Origin of the sequence: Thermosulfurimonas sp. F29 (assembly GCF_019688735.1) — a bacterium.
Taxonomy (GTDB): Bacteria; Desulfobacterota; Thermodesulfobacteria; order Thermodesulfobacteriales; family Thermodesulfobacteriaceae; genus Thermosulfurimonas_A.
On sequence record NZ_JAIFYA010000004.1, the window covers coordinates 126332 to 145269 of the forward strand.

Annotated in this window: 20 protein-coding genes and 1 CRISPR repeat array; of the genes, 12 read left to right on the top strand and 8 right to left on the bottom strand. The window is 59.4% G+C overall.

The annotated features are described in order from the left end of the window. Window positions 1-2 precede the first annotated feature (2 nt). Window positions 3-1238: a hypothetical protein gene (locus tag K3767_RS11595; protein WP_221173759.1), complete on the bottom strand. Its 1236-nt coding sequence runs from the start codon at window positions 1236-1238 to the stop codon at window positions 3-5. A 41-nt stretch (window positions 1239-1279) separates the two neighbouring features. After that, entirely contained in the window at window positions 1280-2620 is a 1341-nt protein-coding gene (locus K3767_RS11600; RefSeq protein ID WP_221173760.1) for a hypothetical protein, read from the bottom strand. Between the two features lie 197 nt (window positions 2621-2817). On the opposite strand from K3767_RS11600, the gene K3767_RS11605 reads away from it, so the two are divergent. Together K3767_RS11605 and K3767_RS11610 are read left to right on the top strand one after the other, a co-directional pair. Further along, complete coding sequence (locus K3767_RS11605) at window positions 2818-3465, top strand: hypothetical protein (RefSeq protein ID WP_221173761.1); 648 nt, start codon at window positions 2818-2820, stop codon at window positions 3463-3465. A 37-nt stretch (window positions 3466-3502) separates the two neighbouring features. Next, window positions 3503-4201, top strand: coding sequence for a hypothetical protein (locus tag K3767_RS11610; protein WP_221173762.1), 699 nt, complete (start codon window positions 3503-3505; stop codon window positions 4199-4201). A 69-nt stretch (window positions 4202-4270) separates the two neighbouring features. Here K3767_RS11610 and K3767_RS11615 read toward each other — a convergent pair whose 3' ends face one another. Then, the gene (locus tag K3767_RS11615) at window positions 4271-4960 is read right to left on the bottom strand and encodes a uracil-DNA glycosylase (RefSeq protein WP_221173763.1); all 690 of its coding nucleotides are present in this window, start codon (window positions 4958-4960) and stop codon (window positions 4271-4273) included. A 198-nt stretch (window positions 4961-5158) separates the two neighbouring features. On the opposite strand from K3767_RS11615, the gene K3767_RS11620 reads away from it, so the two are divergent. Then, window positions 5159-5455, top strand: a complete 297-nt coding sequence (locus tag K3767_RS11620; protein ID WP_221173764.1) for an HU family DNA-binding protein — start codon at window positions 5159-5161, stop codon at window positions 5453-5455. A gap of 180 nt (window positions 5456-5635) precedes the next feature. On the opposite strand, the gene K3767_RS11625 is transcribed toward K3767_RS11620, so the two are convergent. Next, complete coding sequence (locus K3767_RS11625) at window positions 5636-5992, bottom strand: hypothetical protein (protein ID WP_221173765.1); 357 nt, start codon at window positions 5990-5992, stop codon at window positions 5636-5638. Between the two features lie 99 nt (window positions 5993-6091). Here K3767_RS11625 and K3767_RS11630 point away from each other — a divergent pair, with 99 nt between their 5' ends. From K3767_RS11630 to K3767_RS11640, 3 genes are read left to right on the top strand one after another with little or no spacing between them, the layout of a single operon-like run. Continuing rightward, window positions 6092-6433 carry a hypothetical protein gene (locus K3767_RS11630; RefSeq protein WP_221173766.1) on the top strand — a complete coding sequence of 114 codons (342 nt, stop codon included), beginning with the start codon at window positions 6092-6094 and terminating at the stop codon, window positions 6431-6433. Between the two features lie 30 nt (window positions 6434-6463). After that, window positions 6464-7051 (top strand): hypothetical protein, encoded by a 588-nt coding sequence (locus tag K3767_RS11635; RefSeq protein ID WP_221173767.1) that lies wholly within the window; start codon window positions 6464-6466, stop codon window positions 7049-7051. A gap of 12 nt (window positions 7052-7063) precedes the next feature. After that, window positions 7064-7786 carry an HD-GYP domain-containing protein gene (locus K3767_RS11640; protein WP_221173768.1) on the top strand — a complete coding sequence of 241 codons (723 nt, stop codon included), beginning with the start codon at window positions 7064-7066 and terminating at the stop codon, window positions 7784-7786. 252 nt (window positions 7787-8038) lie between these two features. Here the strand turns inward: K3767_RS11640 and K3767_RS11645 are convergent, their stop codons facing one another. From K3767_RS11645 to K3767_RS11655, 3 genes are read right to left on the bottom strand one after another with little or no spacing between them, the layout of a single operon-like run. Then, a complete protein-coding gene (locus tag K3767_RS11645) occupies window positions 8039-9169 on the bottom strand; it encodes a hypothetical protein (RefSeq protein ID WP_221173769.1) in 1131 nt (376 codons plus the stop codon). A gap of 27 nt (window positions 9170-9196) precedes the next feature. Further along, on the bottom strand, window positions 9197-10459 hold the full coding sequence (locus K3767_RS11650; RefSeq protein ID WP_221173770.1) for a hypothetical protein: 1263 nt from the start codon (window positions 10457-10459) through the stop codon (window positions 9197-9199). Between the two features lie 22 nt (window positions 10460-10481). Beyond that, window positions 10482-11027: a hypothetical protein gene (locus K3767_RS11655; protein ID WP_221173771.1), complete on the bottom strand. Its 546-nt coding sequence runs from the start codon at window positions 11025-11027 to the stop codon at window positions 10482-10484. 325 nt (window positions 11028-11352) lie between these two features. Beyond that, window positions 11353-11852: direct repeats of the CRISPR family, unit length 30 nt; unit sequence GTTTGTAGTTCCCCTATAAGGGTTGAGAAG. 209 nt (window positions 11853-12061) lie between these two features. Here K3767_RS11655 and K3767_RS11660 point away from each other — a divergent pair. Both K3767_RS11660 and K3767_RS11665 read left to right on the top strand, forming a co-directional pair. Beyond that, window positions 12062-12382 (top strand): hypothetical protein, encoded by a 321-nt coding sequence (locus tag K3767_RS11660; RefSeq protein ID WP_221173772.1) that lies wholly within the window; start codon window positions 12062-12064, stop codon window positions 12380-12382. Between the two features lie 5 nt (window positions 12383-12387). Continuing rightward, window positions 12388-14589, top strand: coding sequence for a TraM recognition domain-containing protein (locus K3767_RS11665; RefSeq protein ID WP_221173773.1), 2202 nt, complete (start codon window positions 12388-12390; stop codon window positions 14587-14589). A gap of 55 nt (window positions 14590-14644) precedes the next feature. Here K3767_RS11665 and K3767_RS11670 read toward each other — a convergent pair whose 3' ends face one another. After that, window positions 14645-15421: a hypothetical protein gene (locus K3767_RS11670; RefSeq protein WP_221173774.1), complete on the bottom strand. Its 777-nt coding sequence runs from the start codon at window positions 15419-15421 to the stop codon at window positions 14645-14647. A 203-nt stretch (window positions 15422-15624) separates the two neighbouring features. Between K3767_RS11670 and K3767_RS11675 the strand changes: the two genes are divergently transcribed. The 4 genes from K3767_RS11675 to K3767_RS11690 all read left to right on the top strand — a co-directional run bounded on the left by K3767_RS11675 (window position 15625) and on the right by K3767_RS11690 (window position 18516). Beyond that, the gene (locus K3767_RS11675; RefSeq protein ID WP_221173775.1) at window positions 15625-16107 is read left to right on the top strand and encodes a cytochrome c3 family protein; all 483 of its coding nucleotides are present in this window, start codon (window positions 15625-15627) and stop codon (window positions 16105-16107) included. 32 nt (window positions 16108-16139) lie between these two features. Next, the gene (locus K3767_RS11680) at window positions 16140-16655 is read left to right on the top strand and encodes a hypothetical protein (protein WP_221173776.1); all 516 of its coding nucleotides are present in this window, start codon (window positions 16140-16142) and stop codon (window positions 16653-16655) included. 138 nt (window positions 16656-16793) lie between these two features. Further along, complete coding sequence (locus K3767_RS11685) at window positions 16794-17642, top strand: hypothetical protein (RefSeq protein WP_221173777.1); 849 nt, start codon at window positions 16794-16796, stop codon at window positions 17640-17642. A 73-nt stretch (window positions 17643-17715) separates the two neighbouring features. Beyond that, window positions 17716-18516, top strand: a complete 801-nt coding sequence (locus K3767_RS11690) for a hypothetical protein (protein ID WP_221173778.1) — start codon at window positions 17716-17718, stop codon at window positions 18514-18516. The last annotated feature ends 422 nt before the right edge of the window (window positions 18517-18938 follow it).

Consider the following 18938-nt stretch of genomic DNA (forward strand, 5'->3'; position numbering starts at 1 on the left):
GTTTACACCCCCTCGGGCACGAGTTTTACCTCAAGAAGGTAGCCGTTAAGACGCAGGCGTTTGCGGCCACCCCGCGTTGCAAAGAGGAAAGTCTGAGGAGGTATCTCCGCAAGCGTTCGAAGGACCCGGTTCTTCGCGAGAGGGTCCCTTTTCGGAAAAACAAGCGTTACCGGCATACGCCCCGCCACGGGCAACCCCACGGAAAGCACCCCGCCGCTGGCAAAGCGGAAAGGAGTCGCAGGTGAAACCTCGCCCACGGCTTGAAAGATCGCTTTCCCTTTGGCGTCGAGTATTCGAATGCCCGCGCGAAAGACTCGCAGGTAACGCTTTTCCAGACGCTCGAGGAAAAGCCGTATGCGCCGATGTCCCCGCGGCGAATCGCACACGATGGCTTCACCGGTTTCGGGGTGCAGGATTATGTAGGCCTTCGGGTTGACCAGCAACTCCCTGAGGAAGGCCTTCGCCTCATCCGGCGAGCGGGAGAGCTTGAGAAGAAGGGTTACATCGTAAGTGCGCTCCGCGGTCGGAAGCACTTCGGCGTTCTTCCCCCGGAGAAACACGAAGACATCGCGGGTTTGCTCCACATAGCGAACGAGATCTTCCGGCGAGGAGAAGGATGCATCCTCTCGGAAAACAATTCCCGCGGCCTTCTCGGAAGCGACCCGGTACCCCGCTCGACGAAGGACATCGGCCAGAGTGTCTCCCGCATGCACCTTAACATGTCCGAAGGCGGGTTCCCCCATACGGAAAAAGCGCGAAGAGAGAAGCTCATCTTCTCTGGAAAAGGAATCCCCCTGGAAGCGATGGGGCTCCATCTGGTCCTGGTGCTCCGCATACCCCGCGTGCCGCTCCCTCGCTTCGTCGGCGAGCACCTCCGCCCGTAAGGCGGAAAAGAAGTCTCTGATGTCGCGCTTAAGTTCGGTTATCTCGGAAGAGGAGGGCGTCAGCGTCGTATCCCCTTCATTTTCACTACCCGCACTTCGCTCTTCGGATGTCGAAGGATTCGCATGTGCGGACGGTGTTGCGGTGTCGACTTCATCCTTCCAGAAAAGGTCCGCGTCCGTTCGGGACGCAAACATTTTTTTCCGACCCGGCTCGTCCTGCGTGCCGGATGCCGGGACACGAATGTTCGCCGCGCCAGGGGGTTTCGCGGTGGAAGCGCATCCCGTAATGAGCCCGGCGCAGATCACGCTTCCCGCAATGCCCCCGATTAAACGGCGAAGCGTTCCGTCCATCATGGCGACCTCCCTCGCTTTTTAGCGGTGTTTTCCTCCGTGGTTCAAGGAACTTCGGGCAAATCCGCGGGCACAAGCACCCAGCGCCCGTCGATCCGGTTCAAGGTGTAGCCTCTTTCCGTACCGTCGTTTCGCAACACGAGGGCCGGTTCTTCAAGCGGGCTGAAGCCGATAGCCGTCCGGTCGCTCGCGGGGAAGTATGCCCTGAAGGTGCATCCCCGCCGGCACTCGAACCGCCCGTCAAGAAGCACGACGACATAATCTGGATGCCTGAGACGGCAGGTGCGCAACACGCGTCCACCCAGGTGATCTGAGCAAACAAGCTCCCGCAGGGAAGCCACGGCCGGCGGTAGCCAGCCCTCAAGGGCGAGCCTGGCGAGGTCGCGCGGGGTGAGGCGCCCCTTTTCAGGCGGCAACACCTTGACCACATAATCCGCCCCTTTTCGGTCCTGCGCCTCCTCGAGGTAGAACGACGCCGGCTCAAGGGAGGGATCTTCCGGCACGAGAATGAGGTTGGAAGCGGCAAAGTATCGTTTCGGGAAGATGACCACTCTTTTGCGGTCGGGTAGCGTGAAAACCTCAAAGGCTGAACGATCGCCCACCACGGCGATGCTGTCCTTGCTTGCGGCGATGCGAAAGGGCACCTGCACGAGAGTGGCGTATCCCACCGCGAGACGCAGGCGTTGCGGGTACGGCGTGTAGGGCACCACCCTGAACCGACCGGGGTGCGGGGGAAGAGGCTCCTTGGCCGCTCGCTCGTAAGCGAGCGCTTTCTTGCGGATCGCGCGCACTTCATCGGGAGAGAGCACTCCGTAAGGGTAGGTCTGCTCATTCTCGCCTTCCTTGCCGGAGGAGACCGCGCCCGTGCCCGTCACGCCTGATGCTGAAACAACCCTCTCCCCTCTTCCCTCTCGTTCCAGAATACGCAAAGCTTCCCCCGTCGGAGAGGGCGAAAGGCGTCTCTTCGCGATTGCGGGGTTCCGTGGAGGAACGGTGTCCACCGAGGCAATGTTTACGAGGTTTTTCGTCGCAGGCGAAACAGTTGCCGTGGCTGTGGCGTTGCCATCCGGTTTCGCTCCAGAGTAGTCGGGAAGAGCGAGAGGGCTTGTGAAGGACCGCTCCACGATGCGCAAATCTTCGGGGCTCATTCTTTTCAGCTCCTTGTAGAGGTCGTAAGCCTCGACTTCGGTCAGCCCCTCGAAAAGAGGCTTCAGCTTGGGGTGCTCCCTGAGGAAGGAGCGCACCTCGGCGGGAAGCGCCTTTTCCGGCTTTTCCGAGGTGGTATTCGCTAGCGCCGTCGGATCGCCGTCGGCGTAACCCTTTGCAAGCAATATGCTCACTCCGAACAAACACGCCGCAAGAACAACCATTGCGAACAATCTCATGCCCATCTCCTCACGCGGTCTTCATGATTTTGTTCGCGTGCGAATAAGGGAACACTCGATGTTGAAGTCGTTTTCAGGGCGGCCTTTTGCGGTCACTCCGTGGTGGGCAGGTTCCCCTCGAGAGAAATGAGGGTGAGGAGGCGGGTCATTTTCCTGTAGTCGCACACGAAATCATCCGAGCGAGGAGGCTTTGTCCCATGCAAAGAAGAATGCGCAGGTTTGTGGCCGGGCTTGTCGGTGTCGTATTGCTCGGCATCACGACGGGATGCGCCACGACGGAAACGGTAAGCCCCGACGCCAAATTGCTGAAGGAACGCTACCGAGCCGGATACGAGGCGGGTTTTCAGGAGGGGTACCGGAAGGGCGTGAACAAAGGCAAAGAGATGTGTTTCGAGGAGGTAAAGCGGGCCCTCCGGAACGACGCCGAGGTGGTGCGCAACATGGCTCTCTGGCGGCGCATGGTGCGGGACGGTTTGCTCGTACCGCCGGAGGTGGCCATCATTGAGGAAACACCGGGAGTTTCGCCCGACGGGCGGTCCTTCAGCCCACCGCGTTACACCCTGGTGGTCACCGCACCGGCTCGATTTAAGGCTGGCACTTGGGAGGACTTCCTCGAGGGGAGGGGCGGTACGCTCTATGTGCTCGGGTTCTACAATGACTATGAGGAAGCGGTCAAGGCCAAGCTTGAACAGATGGAAAAGGCGCCCCTGGCGGATCACTTCTATGTGGTGCCCGTGAAAGGTGCTCGGTACCGGTATGCCCTCATCGTGTGGTCCAGAAGCGGACGGGACTACCGGCGTGAAGGTGGGACACCCCTGGTCGCTTCGGGTCCCGCCCGATACTGATGGGAAAGCGGGGTAGGGCGGCACAAGGGCGACGGGCATGAATTACCGGGGCCACTCGCAGGACGATCCGGTCCACGACACTATCCTGATTCTGATCTTCTCCGTAGCTTTCATCATTCTCCTTGTGCTCGCTTTTGCGCTCATTCCTCCTCTGCGGTGCGTTCTCTATGCAAGTGTGCTCCTAGTCAAAGGTGTCGAGGCGGTGCTCGCTTTTGAACCGGATGTCGCGCGCACCTTCCTGGAAGCAACCTGGTATTACCTGACGCATCCATCGGCGGCCATGCGGATGCCCGTCACGCAATTTTTCCGAGCGGTCTGGGAAGCGCAGGCCTCACCTTTGCGAACGGCAGTCGCCGGTGCGGGCTTTTGCGCTGTAGGGTGGCTTGTGCTGAGGCGGCGCTTGCGGCGGATCCCCTCGGAGAAAAAGCTCCTTCAGCGCATCAAAAACACGCCTCCCGAAAAGGTGCTCGAGGAGGACTTTGGCGTGAGGGAACGCCTCAACCTTTCCGATCCGCGCAAAGCGGCGGAGAGCTTCGCCCGGATACGGATGCGCGCCAATGTGCCTCCCGCGGTGGTGGCCCGGACCGTCAGGGATCGGCGCGTGCGTCTGGCTCTGCTCTACTATCGAGACTTTCTTGAGAAGGGCAGGGTGCTCTGGCCCGTGAGCGATCCGGAGAAGCTCAAGCGGTTGCGCGAACGCGAGCTGAAACGCAGACAGCAGGCCGAAGAAGAGTAGGGCGAGGCGGCGAGAGGCCCTATCGATAAAACTTAAGCGATCTTTTATCGATAAGCCTTTCGTTAAAACTTATCGATAGCGCCGCTTGCGCCGGGGGTAGCCGAGTCGCTCGAGCACGAAGCGGAGCCCCTGCAGGTGAGCGTAAAAGGCTTTGGGGAGGGTTGTTTCGCCTTCCCTGGCGCGGCGCAGAATGTAGGCGGGATGAACGAAAAAGGCGATGTAAAGGCGCTCGCCGTTATGCTCGAGGGTGTAAGCCTGACCGTTCACCCGGGTGATTCCGGGGAAGGGCTTGTCGAAGACCTCGTGCAAAAACTTCTCCCACACATATCCTGCCGAGAAACGCCCCAGCGCGAGGATAATGTGAGGACGCGCCGCTTCAATTTGACGATCGAGGAACGGCGCACAGGCGACGATTTCCTCCGGTTGAGGATCGCGGTTCTGCGGCGGACGGCACTTAACCAGGTTGGTGATGTAAGTCAGATGCGCGAGGTCGGCCCGCTGGAGCATTTTCCGCAGGAACTTGCCCGCCCATCCGACGAAAGGCGCCCCCTGAAGGTCCTCCTCTCGGCCCGGGGCTTCACCGACGATCAAGAGGGGTGCCCGCTCCAAGTCGGGAATCTCGGCGATTTTGGACCCGGGCACCGGAAGCCGCGCTCCACCGCGCAGGTTGCAGGCGTGGCAGGAAACAATTTCGTCGTGCACCCTTCGCAGGGCCTCCCGCACATTAACCCGCTTTGTTTGTTTGTTTTGCGCTTCCATGGTTTCTTCCTCGCACCCGCTTCCATTTTAGCGCTTTCGTCTTCTCAGAAGGAAGCCCTCGAACACCGCGTCGTTTCACGCTTTAGAGAAACCCCACTAAGCCGCTTTCGATTCGACGGATCCGAATGCCGCGTAGCGTAAGCGATTCATTTCTGTTATGCTAACTTCGAACGCAAAAAACGGAAGGAGGGATTGCGCATGACATACACCGAAATCGTGCAGACCATTGCGAGGCGGGAAGGGGTGTCCAAGGATGTGGTGAAGCGGGTGCTTGGAGGATTTTTTGAGGAGCTTGCCGGCATGGAGAAAGACGAATCGCTGGTCTTGCGGGGATTCGGCACCTTCACCGTGCGGGAGCGTGCCTCGCGCAAGGGGCGCAACCCGCGCACCGGCGAGGAGATTACCATACCCAAGCGGAAGGTGCTCGCTTTCAAGCCTGCAAGGGGATTGCTAAAGCGCCTGAATGCCCAAAGCAGGCGCCGGAGGAAGAAGTGACCGAACACGCGGGCGGGCGCATTCTCCATCCAGACCGAAAGGTCGGGTGGAGTCAGCCCGCCCGGTCTTCAGCTATGCAATAGCACTTCGCCAAATGCTCCGCAGATTCTTTTCGCAACCTTCTGGAACCCGCCGCCCTACACCCCTTTGCAAATTGCGCTTTCGGTTCGGGTATTCGACTTAGTCATGCCCGCTGGAAGCGCGCCCCGCAAGTTTTTCGAGGTAATGCAGGGCTCTCATGAGGAGTTTCTCCGCCTCCTGCGGTGCGAAGACTTCGTTCTCAAGTAAGCGGTCGATGTCGGTTGCGAGCGCATTCGCTCCGTTGCCGGTTACCACGGCGAGAATGCGGAACAGAGTCGTCAGGCGCGCAAGGGTCATATTGAGAACGAACCCGAGGTGACGGCGTTCCTCGGGTTCATCGGTTTCTTTGAAGCGCCGATACTGGTCCATTCCGCGGCGAATGAGGCGCTCGGCCTGCCGAATGGCGTCGGTATAGAGTTCGGCTTTTACCTCCTCAGGGGAGAGTTCGCGCTCCATTTTGTTTGCCTCCTTCTGCTGGTGTCTCCGAAACGGCTTTAGGGTGAAAAGTTAGCTTGCCTTCGGAGTATCGTAAAGCCATACCTTCGGAGGGGCACAATGGGTGAGAGGTCACCGCTTCATGTCTATCGCGGAAGGGTATCAGGAGGAGTGCTTTACATAGAAAAACGCACCGAGATGCTCGAAGCGTATGTGATCAAGGGATCTTTTCTGCCGCATGAGGAAGGATTTCTGCTCCTCTGGGACGGAGGGGACCTCATCTGGCGTCCCTTAGCGCCGGGGGAGCGGTTTCACACCGTGCGTAGCCTGAACGAAGCGACGCAGGTGGTGACCGTTCCTCTGGACCGGTTGCTGGCCGATGAGCGGGTAGTCGCCAGCGTAAGGGCCATGATGCAGACGGCCGAGGAGGCCTTCGAGGAAGAAGATGCACGGAGCGAATGAGAGAGGCTGGAAGCATAGGGGAGGTGGCGCGTGGCGAGGAACGAGCTCATCAGGGCGCAGATTCTCCCCCTGATAGGGGACCAGCACACTCTCGCGCACATTTTGCGGATGTCTCTTAAGGAGAGTGACTTCCTTTTCACCTACCGCTTCCCGCATCGAATTCGGGACGAACGGGTGCGTCTTGAGCGGATCTTCGACCTTTTTGAGCTCGGCGAAAGCGAGCGGCGCCTTGAGGTGGTGAAGCACATCGCAGGGGTGGTGCTCGAGAGCTGGCGGGTGTGGACGGTGGAAGCGGAGCAGAGCCTCTCGCAGGGGCGTCCCCCGGAGCGAGTGGTGTACGACATAGTGCTGGAGTATCCCGATCCCGACGGGAGCCGCGTTCATGTGGCGCTGGAGGTGTTCGGAGCGCTTATTAGCTGGCATGAGGCTTTCAAAGACACGCGCGGAATGGGGCGATTGGTGCGGAGTGGCTTCGTGCAAAGGGCGGATCTCTTTGTGCTCGCAGTGCGTCAGGACCGGGGGAGCTACCTCACCTTGCCGCGAAGTGAGTGGGAGAGGGTGCTGGCTTTTCTCGAGGAGGCCGCGCGGGAGGCCGTTTTCGGTTCCGGGAGGCGGTAGGGCGGTCGCGACATGTTTGTGCTGGATGAGAGCATTTTTCGCTACGATCTCGGCGGCATTTTGCGATTGCTTTCGCGGGTGGACTCGTTTGTGGCGCACACGCCGGGACATTGTTTGCGTTTTGCGGCGTTTGGACTTGCGTTGATGAGCGAGTGCGGCGATTTCGAGCTATGGGGGCGTGTACCCGCAGGAGCGCTCTGGCTGGCTTTTCAGTTGCATGATGTGGGCAAGATCGCTGTTCCCTGGGTGTTCTTAGCGGAGAAACGCCGTCTTACGGAAGAAGAACGCGAAATGGTTGAGCGCCACACCGAGTTCGGCGAGGCAGTATTGCGCTTTTTGAGGGAACGCGAGCATTTCGGACATCTTGCGAGTCCGCTTGGTGGCCTTGAAACCCGAATCGGCCTTCGTTTGGCGCAGGAGGTGGCCCTTTACCATCATGAGAACTGGGATGGAAGCGGTTACCCCCGGGGCTTGCGGGAGCGCTCGATTCCGTTTTTGGCGAGAGTGGCTCGGGTGGCGGATGTGGTGGACGCTTTGCTTTTCCCGCGGGGTTATCGCGGTGGCGGCTGGCGTCCGGAAAAAGTGCTGATTTTTTTACAGCGGGGAAGGGGAAAGCTTTTCGATCCGGAAGTGGCGCAGACGGCTCAGCGCTTGCTTGCGCCGATCCTCGCCGCGGCCTGTCCCGAATGCCCCTCATCCGCCTGCCCGCTTGTCTCAACCCGCGCCCAGTCTTAACCCTCATCCTCACCTATACAGTAACGCAAACCCCTGTGGCTTTCGGAAATCTTCGGACTCATTCGGAGAAATTCTGAAAATTTCTGGAGAAGCGCGCGGGGAATCCGCTTGATCATCTCGAAGTTTTCCGAAGAATTCTGGGAAGTTGTGAACAATGCTGAAATTTTCCGAAGCCTTCAGAGAGTTTCAGAGAAGGTATGGAATGCGGAAACTCGGGGAAACTTCCGGTGGGAAGCCGAGGGATGGAGAGAGCTAGCGCGATGGTTTAGCGATGGGAGTTGTCATCACAGTCACGCGGAGGGAGAGGTCGCGTTCGAAGGGGTTGCGGAAGACGACATTGCCGTGGACTTCAGCGGGGCAATCGGCGAGGGTGGCGAGCAGGCGGGCTGTTTTTTCGGTGGTGTAGGTGCCGGTGAAGCGCAAAATGAACCCGGCGGCGGATTGTCCTTCTATGTCGGGGTGATAGCGGACGAGCCGGGCGAGGCATTCTGTGGGGGAAAGCCTGCCCGGATTGCAGGTGGCGGGAGCGGTTGCGGTTGGTGTAACGGTGATGGTGCGCACATAAAAGTCGTTTGCGCGTCTGGTGTGGGTGAGGGGCAGGAGGTAGTAAAGGCCCAGGCGTCCTCCGCCGTCAAAACCGATGTCACCGAGAAACCCCATGTCCCGCTGAGCCCGCAGACCTTCCCTGAAGGCGCGAAGGATGATGGTTTTCGTGCGGCATACAGCGATCAATCGCGGATCGATGGCAGGCTGATGCGTGGTTTGCGTGCCGGGCGGTGGGGGAGGGGGCAGGTTGGGCGTCTCCTCACCGCCGCCTCCGAGGAGGAAGGAGAGGCAGAGGATGAACCCGGCTATTGCGGCGACGATGAGCGGTTTGCGGGTGCGTGGCTGGACGAGGGTGATGGCTTTTTCGAGGGGGATGACGGCGTATTGGACGCCCTGATAGAAGTTGGAAGCGAAGCGGTCGAGGGCTTCCCTGGCCTCGGCGGGATCGCGAGGCAGGTGCACCACTTCATAGCGGTGTCCCAGGCAGGCGATGGCCATGGCCGGCGTGGTGAAGAGCACGGCGCTGATCTGACGGTGGTCGGTCACGGCGTCGCGCAGGAAGGGCAGGGTGAGGGTGGAGGCCATCATGTAGCGACCGTCCCGGGTGCGGTAGGTGTACGGGAAACGCCCCGCGGGGCGGTCGCGCACCACATGGGAACGGACGGAAGTGACATGAAGGATGCGATAGCGTCCAGCTTCGGTGGGGGGGATGCGCTCGCCGGTTTCCGCGCTGTAAAGGACGCCTTCGTGGTCGATGGCGAGGGGTTTGGCAAAGATGTTTTTCAGGGAGAAGCGCTTCCCGCGTTTCAGAGGTTTGAGAGAAATGCTTTTCAGCATTTGCACCTCCCCGTCAGGCGAGTCGATTCAGGGCAGGCTGGTGTAAACCTCCCTGTGTAGCTTTTCGTTCACCTTCGCGCCTTCGGTGATGGCGACGGCGGTGTTGAGCCGGGTCAGCTCATCGAGGATGCGCGCCTCGAGGATCATGCGCACATAGTTGATTTTCAGGATGTCCTTAATGGCTTGGGTGAAGTAGTAGTCCTTGTCGACGCGCTTGAGGTAGTCTTGCATCGCTTTTGGGTCACCGAAGTTTTTCAGGATCTGGTGCGCGGCCAGAGCGTTTTGAAGGGAAAGGTCCACGGACTTTCCGAGGTAGTCGTTCTGGATGTTGGCGACATTGACTTCGTGGATGATGTGGCCCAGAGTGGCGTCGTCGGCGTGTTCCAGCAGGTCCTTCATGTCGGCGGGCGAGATGGGGTCTCCCTTGAAGATAACGGCCAGAGCGCGGTTGGTGCGGTCGAGCTTTTTCCGAAGCTCCTCCTTAGACCGAAGGCTGGACAATTCGGCCCCCGTGGGGATGGTGGGTGTGTTGGCGGTGACGGCCTTGAGGGCGGTTTGGGGGCCTTTTTCCACGGCGATCCTTCGCACATTGTGCGCCACTTCCTGGTAGGTGTTGCCCCAGGCGGGATTTCCGGTGACCTGGTAACCCGCCTTGGCGATGGCGGCGGTTTGGTCCTCATTTTTCGTGGTGTAGACCAGGGGGGAATCCTTGAGCATGCCGGTGACCTGTGCATAGCGGTTGCGGATGGTGGCGAAGACTTGGCCGAGCGAGGTGTGCTGGAGGAGAGAAGAGCGGCCGAGGGCCGCGAGGTAGGCGGTGGGGTTGTGCAGGAAGTCGGTCCCCCGCTTGTAGATGTTCAGGATGCGGTTGTAGACGCTTTTCACCCAGGAGAAGTATGTGTTGAACACATTGTTGATGGCACTAAGCGTGCCGAAGATGTGCCGAAGGGTGACGAACAGTTTCCCCAGTCCGACCCAGTTGCCCCACCAGTTGGTGATGGTGCATGTAACATGTTCGCCGCGGGCCTCTTTGGGGACCAGCTTTACGGCGGGTATGCGATCGGTGTTAGAGGGAAGGCACACGGGCGCTCCGCCGGGAGCGACAATGGTCGTCGTCGGTTTGCGGGAGACCTGGAGGGCGTAAGGGGTCAGCACCAGCATTAGTGCAAGCGTGATGATGAGGCCTGCGGTTTTCTTGCGACGGAATATGCGTGAGAGAAGGTTTCTTTTCGGTTTAGGGCCGATCCAGATCTCGATTTTTTTGCGGCGTCGCTTGAAAGGAAACCGCATAGCTTGCCCTCCCTTCGGTCTTCTAAAAGAATTTTAGCAAGGCGGATGAGAGGATTCCCCCGAGGAGTCCGCCGATCACCCCGGCGATGAGCGATCCGAGCAGAATGAGGGTGTAGTTTACCCTGGAGGCGGCGGGCGTCTTAGAGGTGGCGGTTTGCTTGCGGAGGAGCTTTTTGATCTCGGCGAGGTCGCCTGAGAGGTCCGGGGTCTTGCGCATCGCGTCGAACAGGGTGCACACGCTCACAAAGAGTTGCCGCGTGGCGAACCCGAGGTTGGCGAGTCCTTCTTCGAGGGAGGCGAGCTGGTCGAGTTCTTCGGCGCTTTTGCGGCGCGGGGCCGTCTCTCGGGAGGCGATCGGGCGCCCTGTGGGGCCGGGCATGCGGCGTCCCGTGTCGTGTTTAGGGGGGTGCAACCTTTTAGACTCCTCCGCGGGCTCGGCGGGGGAGTCTTCCTCGAGAAAGACGACCTCCTCGGAGCGGAGCATTTCCTCGATGTAGCGGTCGAATTCCTCCTCGATGTTCGGGGGATTCCCGCCCGATGTTTCTTTGGTTTCCTTCTCCTCAGGCATGACGGCCTCCTTAGCTTTTCGCCCTCAAGGGAGCAATTGCTTCTGTGATGAAAGGTAGCCGGCAGAGTTCGATGTTTTGCAATGCGGAGGAACGGATCGAGGCAACCCCGGAAGGGGTTGGTGCTCAAGGGTTTTCAGGGGTTGGCGTGGGTATTGTAGGGAGGGTATAGAAAGGGTAGGGGTTGATCTTTGACAACAGGTGCCGCCGGATACCCTAGGGATCTTGCAGGATTCGGGGTCCGGCGGCGAAACGGGTTGAGCGAAGGGAGTTATGTTGCTCGAGAAGAAAGAAATTTCAAGGGATTGAAGAGTACCCCCTGCATGGGTTTGTAGTTCCCCTATAAGGGTTGAGAAGAATCTCTGTTAAATCCGGGGGCTGTTCCTGATTTTCGTTTGTAGTTCCCCTATAAGGGTTGAGAAGATCCCCCTCGGGATAACCGCGCCGGAACTCCTCAATGTTTGTAGTTCCCCTATAAGGGTTGAGAAGAGCAACCACCTCTCCCAGCTAAGCCACCACAAACGCGTTTGTAGTTCCCCTATAAGGGTTGAGAAGTGGAAACAAACGAACACGACCCTCTTTCTCCGCACGGGGGAAAAGTTTGTAGTTCCCCTATAAGGGTTGAGAAGCCGGGCGCGTAATCAGCGAGGGGCGCCGATCCTCAGTTTGTAGTTCCCCTATAAGGGTTGAGAAGCTGTCCACCCCCAGCGCGGCCGAGACCTGGGCGGTCGTTTGTAGTTTCCCTATAAGGGTTGAGAAGAAAGCTGGGGTTTTCCTCCTGACGAAAGGGGGAATAAGTTTGTAGTTTCCCTATAAGGGTTGAGAAGTGAACCTCATCTCCGTTTGGTGTTCCCCTATAAGGGTTGAAAAGAGAAGGGAAACAAGGAAGGGAAGGACGGGTTTGGCGCCCCCCTATAAGGGTTGAGAATGGAAGGCTAGTTTCCAGCTTGGGGAAGGATTGAGAATGGCTCGCGGGAAATCTATCCGCAAGGTGAGCTTTGTCCTCTATCTTCCAGAGGATGAGGAAGTCTGGCGTATGCTGGAGGCGCAGAGCAATCGCTCGGAATTCCTGCGGACGGTTTTGCATCTCTTCGCCGACTTCCTCAAGCGAGAGGCCGCGAAGGGTGAGGGGGTGCTATGGTACACGCCGAGCGACTCGGACGGCCGCATTCGTTTTATTCCTGTTCGAAACCCTTTTGTTGCGAGCGGGGGTGTTTCGTCTCCCGAGACGACAACGGATACATCGTTTTGCAGGGATGAAATAGGGGCGGATGCGGAGCGTGGAGAGGAGGAGCGGGAAACGGAGCGGGTTGAAAGCGATGAAATGCTGATGAGTTTGCGTAGGCTAATTTTTTGAGAGCGATGAGGGCGGTATTCCGCGCGCCGACGCGGTTTGACCGGTTTGAGCCCCGGGATTGGCGGACGCTTGCGGAGTACTCTTCTCTTTTCGGTCTCGGGTGTCTTGTGGGGTGGCCGATTTCGGCGGCGCTGGGGTTTCCCGTGCCCGAGGTGTTCGGACTGGGCGCGGTGCTCGGCGCGGGGTTCTGGGCCCTAGGGGTGAAGAAGGGACCCGGGCCTTTCTTCCGGGTCGATCCCAAAGCGAAAGATCCCCAGGAACGGCGTTTCCTCGAGCTGGGGACGGACGAATTCGGGTGGCCTCTTCAGGTGCCCCTTTCGGAGCTCACCCGTCATGTGCTCCTCATCGGAACCACGGGAGCGGGAAAGACCACGGGCATACGGAAGCTCCTCTTTTCGCACATGCTCTGGGGCGGCGGATGCACCTTCGTGGACGGGAAGTCCGACACCCGGGACACCTTTTACATCTTTGCGAGCATGGTGGCCGAGGCGGGGCGTCAGGAGGACTTCCTGGTGTTGAACTTTCTCAATCCCGCCCAGTCAAACACCTTCAATCCCTTTTTGCACGGCGACGGCGACTTTCTGGTGGAGTTGCTGGCGAACTTTCTTCCAGAAACGAGTGGCGACGGCAATGCGGACTACTTCAAGGGCCGCGGTTTGGTGCTCATGCGGTCGGTGATGGCCATTCTGGTGTGGATGAGGGATGAGCTGGGGAAGGTGTTTGATGTGCGCGATGTTCAGCGGGCCCTTTCGCTCAAAAATGTGGTCGAGTGGGGCATGAAGATAAAGAGCGGCGAAATTCCCCTCTATGTGACCCGCGGGGGAGCGCGGGTACCGGTGGGCGAGCGTCTTATGGCTTACCTTTCGAATCTGGGGCCGTGGGAGCAGGTGTACGCGATGTATCAGGGGCAACAGGTGGACACGATGCTGATCGAGCAGGTGGTCAAGCAACACCAGTTTGCGGTTCAGCAGTGGGACGAGGCGCTTGACCTCCTCGGCGGAACCTATGCGCCGATTTTCTGCACGCATGAGCCCGAGATAGACATGGTGGATGTGATTCAGAATTCGCGCATCCTTTATGTGCTCTTGCCCTCGCTGGAGAAGTCCGAGACCACCCTTCAGCGCATGGGGAAGATGATTCTCGGCGTGATCAAAACGGCGCTTTCGACGCTTCTCGGGCGTGATGTGGTGGGAAGTGCGGACGAGATCACGGAGAGGGTCGAACGGAACCGTCCGGCGCTGTCGCACATAGCGGTGCTTGACGAGTACGGTAGCTATGCGGTGCCGGGTTTCTCAACGGTGCTCGCGCAGGCGCGCTCGCTGGGCTATGCGGTGATTATTTCGGTGCAGGATCTGGGGCGTTTGTACCGGGCCTCGGAGGCGGAAGCCGGAGCGCTCATAGGCAACACGAACATCAAGATCCTGATGAAGATCGAGGACCCGGAGAAGACGGGGAAGATCGTGCTCGAGCGGGTGGGAAAGAGCTACATGCTGGTGCCTTCGACGGTGATGGCGAAGAAGGGGGTGTTACCGGGGTACGATGTGCGGGCGGAAAGTTTTACGGTGCAGGAGCGCGAGCGCATTCAGCTTCTCGACCTCTATGCTCTGAAAAAGGGCGAGGCGTATTTCATCTATGAGGACCGGATTCGCAAGTTCCGTTTCCGGTATGAGAAAGGGAAAAAGGTCAAGCGGCTGGCACTTCTGGTATGGCGGAAGGTGGCGCAGGGGAAGGAGGATGAAGATCTTGTGGTTGAGGTGAGGGGCAGGAAGTTCCTGCGGCTCACGCGGGATGTGGTGTTGCGGGTGCTGGATGAGATTCGGGCGAGGCTCAAGGAAGATGAGCGGAACCGCTCGCCCTTTGAGGCGGCTTTCGGGCGTCTGGTGAGGGTGGATGAGGAGCTGGTGCGGGGGTTGCTCATCCGTTTGGGTCCCACGGGAACGGCGCTTCTTTTCGGGTTCGATGTGGGAGGAGGCGAACCCAGCCGGGTGCTCGAGCGCGAACTCGAGGAGAAGGTGGAGGACATGTATCAGAAGCAGTTCCCGTTGCTCGAGATATACGCGCCAGAGCTGATCCGCCCGACCGACACCTACATGGAGCTCCTTGAGGAGATTCGCCGGGACCCCTCCGAGTGGCCTCCCGAGGAGGACCCCCTCCTCGAAATCGCCAAGCGCGTAGGGGGCGCCGCCGATTCCGCCCGCGCCGCCTGACCCTGCTTGATCCTATCGATAAGTTTTTGGAAAAATTTTATCGATAAGATTTTTCTTAGGATTTATCGATAGGAGAGGATGGGGAGAGGGGCTGAGGAGTTTTGTGCGGGGGGATTGCGAAGAAGGTGTTCAGAGTGCGCAGACGGTGAAGCGCGCCGATGTAGTCGAGGAGGATGCGTCCGAGGAGATAGAGGGGTTCCTTGATGCGGGTGGCGAGTTTCAGGACGATATTGCCTGCGGGCTCGACGAACTGAGGAATGCGGTCCGGGGGCGCGATGTTCCAGTAGTTGATGAGGCTCCAGAAGACGAAGCGGTTGATGAGGAGCACCTCGCCGCGTTCGGTGGCGAGGCGCTTGAGCTCTTCTCGCCAGGCTTTTTCATTCTGGCCGGTGGCCAGCCAGAGCACGAAGGCGGCAAGCGAAGCCGACCGGGAGACGCCGGCTTCGCAGGCGAAAAGCAGGCGTAGAGGGCGGCGTCCCTCCACGAATCGGTCGGTGAGGAGGGAGGCCAGAAACCTCTTGAGGGCGAGGATGTGTTCGTGCTCGAAGGCCTTTCCGTTGCCTTCGGGCCGCTCCGTGTCGGGGAAAACCAGCCTGAGCACCTTCGGAGCTCGGCTGAGTGTTTCCTTCAAAGCGGGGCGTTCGAAGACGCTCGGATCTGAGGCCACGACCACCATGGCCGGTGGAGAAACGGCGCCATCGGCGTAGGGGGCGGAAGCGAGCCAGCGCAGGGAGTGCACTTCCACCCGCAGTCTACCCGCTCGATAAAGCGTTTCGAGCCGCTTGGCGATTTGCTTCTTACCGAGGGTTCGGGAGGCGGGTTTTCTTGCCATGCATCCTTCCTCACCGGAGAGTTCGAACGAATCGGGGGTGTTTTCAAAACTAGCCGGGTACTCTCATTTGCGAACTTTTTAACCGATCCGGAGTGCGGACATCCTCCCGAAGCCTTGGCTTTCAAGGAAAACGAGCATTCAGGAGTCCCGATGGCGCTCTGCTAACCTTTTTTACGGAAGCGGGAAGGGCGCGGGAGGGAAAGATGAAGGGAATCCGATCGCGCTTCATTGCCGTTGGGGTTGTGCTGGCTCTGGTGGGTCTGGTGGGCGCGACGCGGGCCCTGGAGGCTCTGGATGTGCCGCGCATCGTGGTGATGAAAAGCGAGGCGGGAAGGGTGCGCTTCCACCACCTGAAGCATGCGGCCGCAATGGGGTGCGATCGGTGTCATCATGCGGGGCGCGGGGTTTCCCTAGTGCGACTCCTCGAAAGTGAGGAAGACAAGCGACACCTGAGTCGTTATTTCCGGTGTCGTGAGTGTCACTATCGGGATCCAGAGCGGGTGCGCAGGGGGTGTTTAAAATGCCACCGGGAGAGGTGGAAGGAGATATGGAAAAGAGAGCGTCGACGCGGTCTCGACGCGGAAACGGCGCGGGAATTCGCCGAGGAGCGGGTGCCCGTCACCTGCACCGGGTGCCACCGCGGTGCGAGGGCGCAGGCGAGGTTGTTAATGGAGGTTCTTCCTTAGAGAGGGCGCTTGCAGCGTTTCCGGCGCTGGAGGTGAAGGGCACCCGGTGCTGGCTGGTCGGCGCGGCGGGGCTTTCCTTCAGGGAGGCTCTTTTTCGCCTTCGAACGGGGCGGGACTTCCGGGGCGAGGAGCGGGCCTTCCTTTTCGTGCCTCCCTTTCCCGGGGGGATACTCAGGCGGGACGAGCGGGGGTGGACAGAGGTTATCACCTTTCAGAGCTATGCGGAGGCGGAGAAGGCTTTGAGGCGGTATACTGCCGACCCGGGCTACCGGGAGTGGCGGGAGAAGGGCGATCTCGAGGAGGAGGAGCTTTTGCGGGAGATCTTTGCCGGCGGGGTGATGCGGGAAGAAGAGGAGCGCCTGAGAGAGCTCGAGGCGAGGGTAGAGGGACTGGCGAAGGAGCTCGAAGCGCTCAAGCGAGAGGTATGTGAGCTGCGCAAGGGTATGCGTGAGGAAGGGGAAGCGGAATTGAAGGGTACGATGAGATTGCGTCCTCGTCCCGAGGCCGCTTTTGATGTTTGGACCATCGTGGGGAAGAAGCGTTCTTAAGTTGCGCCTTCTTCCTTCCTGCAAAACGAACGGTTGGACGGCGTCTCCAGGGTTACCTTCACCTGTGCCATGGATGTGGTCACCTGGGATCCGAAGCGGCGGAGCTTTTCTTTTAGTGCGAGCTTCGGAGGCGAAGAATTGCGGCGGTTTGTGCTGGAGCATTTCCCGGTGAGGCGGTACTTCAACATGGGGGGCGTACGGTTCTGGACCGTTTACATTCGCAACCCCGGACACGCGAGGAGCGCCGTTGAATTGCTCGAGCGGTTTTTCCCCGGGGCACCCGTTGAAGTATGGCGGAGGGAAAGGGGCGAGAACGGGATCGAGCGGTCCGTAAGCGTGCAGGTGGATCGGCGCAGGGTGCTCGAAGCTTTGCGCCGCATGGAGAGGTGGCCGTATCGACCGGCGTGGGACCTTCGTCAGGGTGATCTCATTGTTGTCGAAGGGGAGCGTCGCGGCCTGATGGAGGAGATTTTCGGTCCCTGGGAGAGGGAAGGGGAGGGGGAAAGGTTCGCGCAGGGTGAGGCGTTGCGGGTGAAAGTCAGGCGTGGCGGAAGGTCCCTAGTGAAAGCGATCCTTGTCCTTTCCAGAGTCGCTCCTGAGGAGATCTTGGCCGATCCCTCCGAGGACTTCGCATTTTTCCTCTCGCGCATCTATCCGCAGTTCACCCGCACGACGGCCCTTTTGGGGCAGTCTCGGAGGGTGCTTCTCGAGCCGGCCGTATATGTGCTGGCGGCAAAGGGTGAGGCCGAGGAAGTAGCTGAACGGTTGCGGAAGGTGTTCGAGCCCTTTGCGGGACAGGTTGAGGGGGAGCGCTTCATTTACACCTCGAAGCGTTTCGTGCGGGCTTTGCGGGTGGTGGAGCCCGGGCGGGAGCCGCTTCGGGTGTTTGGAGAACTCGAAAAGAGGGTGAACGCCGCTTTCGTTCGTGGCCGAGTACCCGGACGGATTGTGTCCTCTGTGGCAAATGCCCATGCGGTTTCGCCTTAATCCGTGCTCGAAAAAAGGAGTGGCGCATACGGTTAATTAGCTATCTTGGCAGAAAAAAAGGAGGTGTCTGATCATGGCTAGGGTGATGGAGAAAGCGTACATGAGTCAAAAGACCCTGCTTTCCTTTGAGCTGGACGATCGGTTCGGGGCGCAGGTGCGGATGTGCTCCCTGGTGCGTGGGAAAGACGGGAGCGTCAGGCGCGGCGACGACACGGTGCGTTTCAACATGAAGTCCGATGAGTTGCGGGTCCTCACCAATGCGCTTGATGCGTATGTGCGCGGCGGCAAGGAGGAATTCGACGCCTATGCTCAGTTCGTGATGCGGGAGCACTTTGACAAGAAGCCTCCCAAGACTCCCTTCGTGGCGCTCATTCACCAGCGGCAGGACGGACGGCAAAGCGTGTTGCGGGTGATGCCTAATGAGAAGGAGTACGGGGTGATGTTTCGGTTGAGCCTCTATGAGGAGGTGAACGGCAAGCGGCAGGAGGTGCAGGCGCACGCTTTCTTCGTGCCCAATGCTCAGATTGAGGGATTGCTCGATGTGCTTGATCGAATCCGCGAGGCCCAGCTTGTTCGGGAGATGGAGCCGTGGAAAGGCGAGGAGGAGGCTCCTGAAACATCCGAAGAGGTCTCCGAGGAGATCGCGCATGAGGCCGAGGAGTCCCGGGAGGAAGCCGTTCATGAGGAGCCCGTGATGGAGCCGGAGGACGCTCTCGGTTTCGAGGAGGAGGATGCGCCGGTCGGTGGGGAGGAAAGTGAAGAGGAGCAGGCGGTTGAGCAAAGGCGGACGCAAACGGCTTCCCCCCGCAGGAGCGCTGGTACCGGAGGCAGGCGGAGTTATGGCGAGAGACGCCGAGTGGCTCCGGCGCGATGAGGCCGTGAGCAGGGAACGGTAGGAAAGGCGGATTTTCGCGAAAAGTTGCCCCCCTTTCCGCGGAGGGGCGGAAAGGGGGGCTTTTTTTGATCTCGGAAGAGGTCTTGGAGAGAGGCCATCATCCTTTTTCACGCATCGCACCGCACATGCAACCGCAACACCGGCTGTCGTTCATCTCGGCCTGAGACCGGCAGTAAACGGATGATGCCTAGATCAAGCTGAAGCCGGTCCGGCTAGACCGAAGGCTAGACCGAAGGAAGCCGGACTGGAGAACCGAAAGGAGGGGCAACTCTTGATCCGTCACGACAAAATCACGGCAAAAAACAGCGCTAGGAAGCGCGGATGAGGAAAAATGCGGGAAATGGCCTGAGAGCATTTTTTTTTTTTTTTTTTTTTTTTTTTTTTTTTTTTTTTTTTTCTCC

Excerpts from the sequence above, each read along its gene's own strand:
- K3767_RS11595 (WP_221173759.1), bottom strand. The coding sequence starts at position 1,238 with ATGATGGACGGAACGCTTCGCCGTTTAATCGGGGGCATTGCGGGAAGC.
- K3767_RS11600 (WP_221173760.1), bottom strand. The coding sequence starts at position 2,620 with ATGAGATTGTTCGCAATGGTTGTTCTTGCGGCGTGTTTGTTCGGAGTG.
- K3767_RS11605 (WP_221173761.1), top strand. The coding sequence starts at position 2,818 with ATGCAAAGAAGAATGCGCAGGTTTGTGGCCGGGCTTGTCGGTGTCGTA.
- K3767_RS11610 (WP_221173762.1), top strand. The coding sequence starts at position 3,503 with ATGAATTACCGGGGCCACTCGCAGGACGATCCGGTCCACGACACTATC.
- K3767_RS11615 (WP_221173763.1), bottom strand. The coding sequence starts at position 4,960 with ATGGAAGCGCAAAACAAACAAACAAAGCGGGTTAATGTGCGGGAGGCC.
- K3767_RS11620 (WP_221173764.1), top strand. The coding sequence starts at position 5,159 with ATGACATACACCGAAATCGTGCAGACCATTGCGAGGCGGGAAGGGGTG.
- K3767_RS11625 (WP_221173765.1), bottom strand. The coding sequence starts at position 5,992 with ATGGAGCGCGAACTCTCCCCTGAGGAGGTAAAAGCCGAACTCTATACC.
- K3767_RS11630 (WP_221173766.1), top strand. The coding sequence starts at position 6,092 with ATGGGTGAGAGGTCACCGCTTCATGTCTATCGCGGAAGGGTATCAGGA.
- K3767_RS11640 (WP_221173768.1), top strand. The coding sequence starts at position 7,064 with ATGTTTGTGCTGGATGAGAGCATTTTTCGCTACGATCTCGGCGGCATT.
- K3767_RS11645 (WP_221173769.1), bottom strand. The coding sequence starts at position 9,169 with ATGCTGAAAAGCATTTCTCTCAAACCTCTGAAACGCGGGAAGCGCTTC.
- K3767_RS11650 (WP_221173770.1), bottom strand. The coding sequence starts at position 10,459 with ATGCGGTTTCCTTTCAAGCGACGCCGCAAAAAAATCGAGATCTGGATC.
- K3767_RS11655 (WP_221173771.1), bottom strand. The coding sequence starts at position 11,027 with ATGCCTGAGGAGAAGGAAACCAAAGAAACATCGGGCGGGAATCCCCCG.
- K3767_RS11660 (WP_221173772.1), top strand. The coding sequence starts at position 12,062 with ATGCTGGAGGCGCAGAGCAATCGCTCGGAATTCCTGCGGACGGTTTTG.
- K3767_RS11665 (WP_221173773.1), top strand. The coding sequence starts at position 12,388 with ATGAGGGCGGTATTCCGCGCGCCGACGCGGTTTGACCGGTTTGAGCCC.
- K3767_RS11670 (WP_221173774.1), bottom strand. The coding sequence starts at position 15,421 with ATGGCAAGAAAACCCGCCTCCCGAACCCTCGGTAAGAAGCAAATCGCC.
- K3767_RS11675 (WP_221173775.1), top strand. The coding sequence starts at position 15,625 with ATGAAGGGAATCCGATCGCGCTTCATTGCCGTTGGGGTTGTGCTGGCT.
- K3767_RS11690 (WP_221173778.1), top strand. The coding sequence starts at position 17,716 with ATGGCTAGGGTGATGGAGAAAGCGTACATGAGTCAAAAGACCCTGCTT.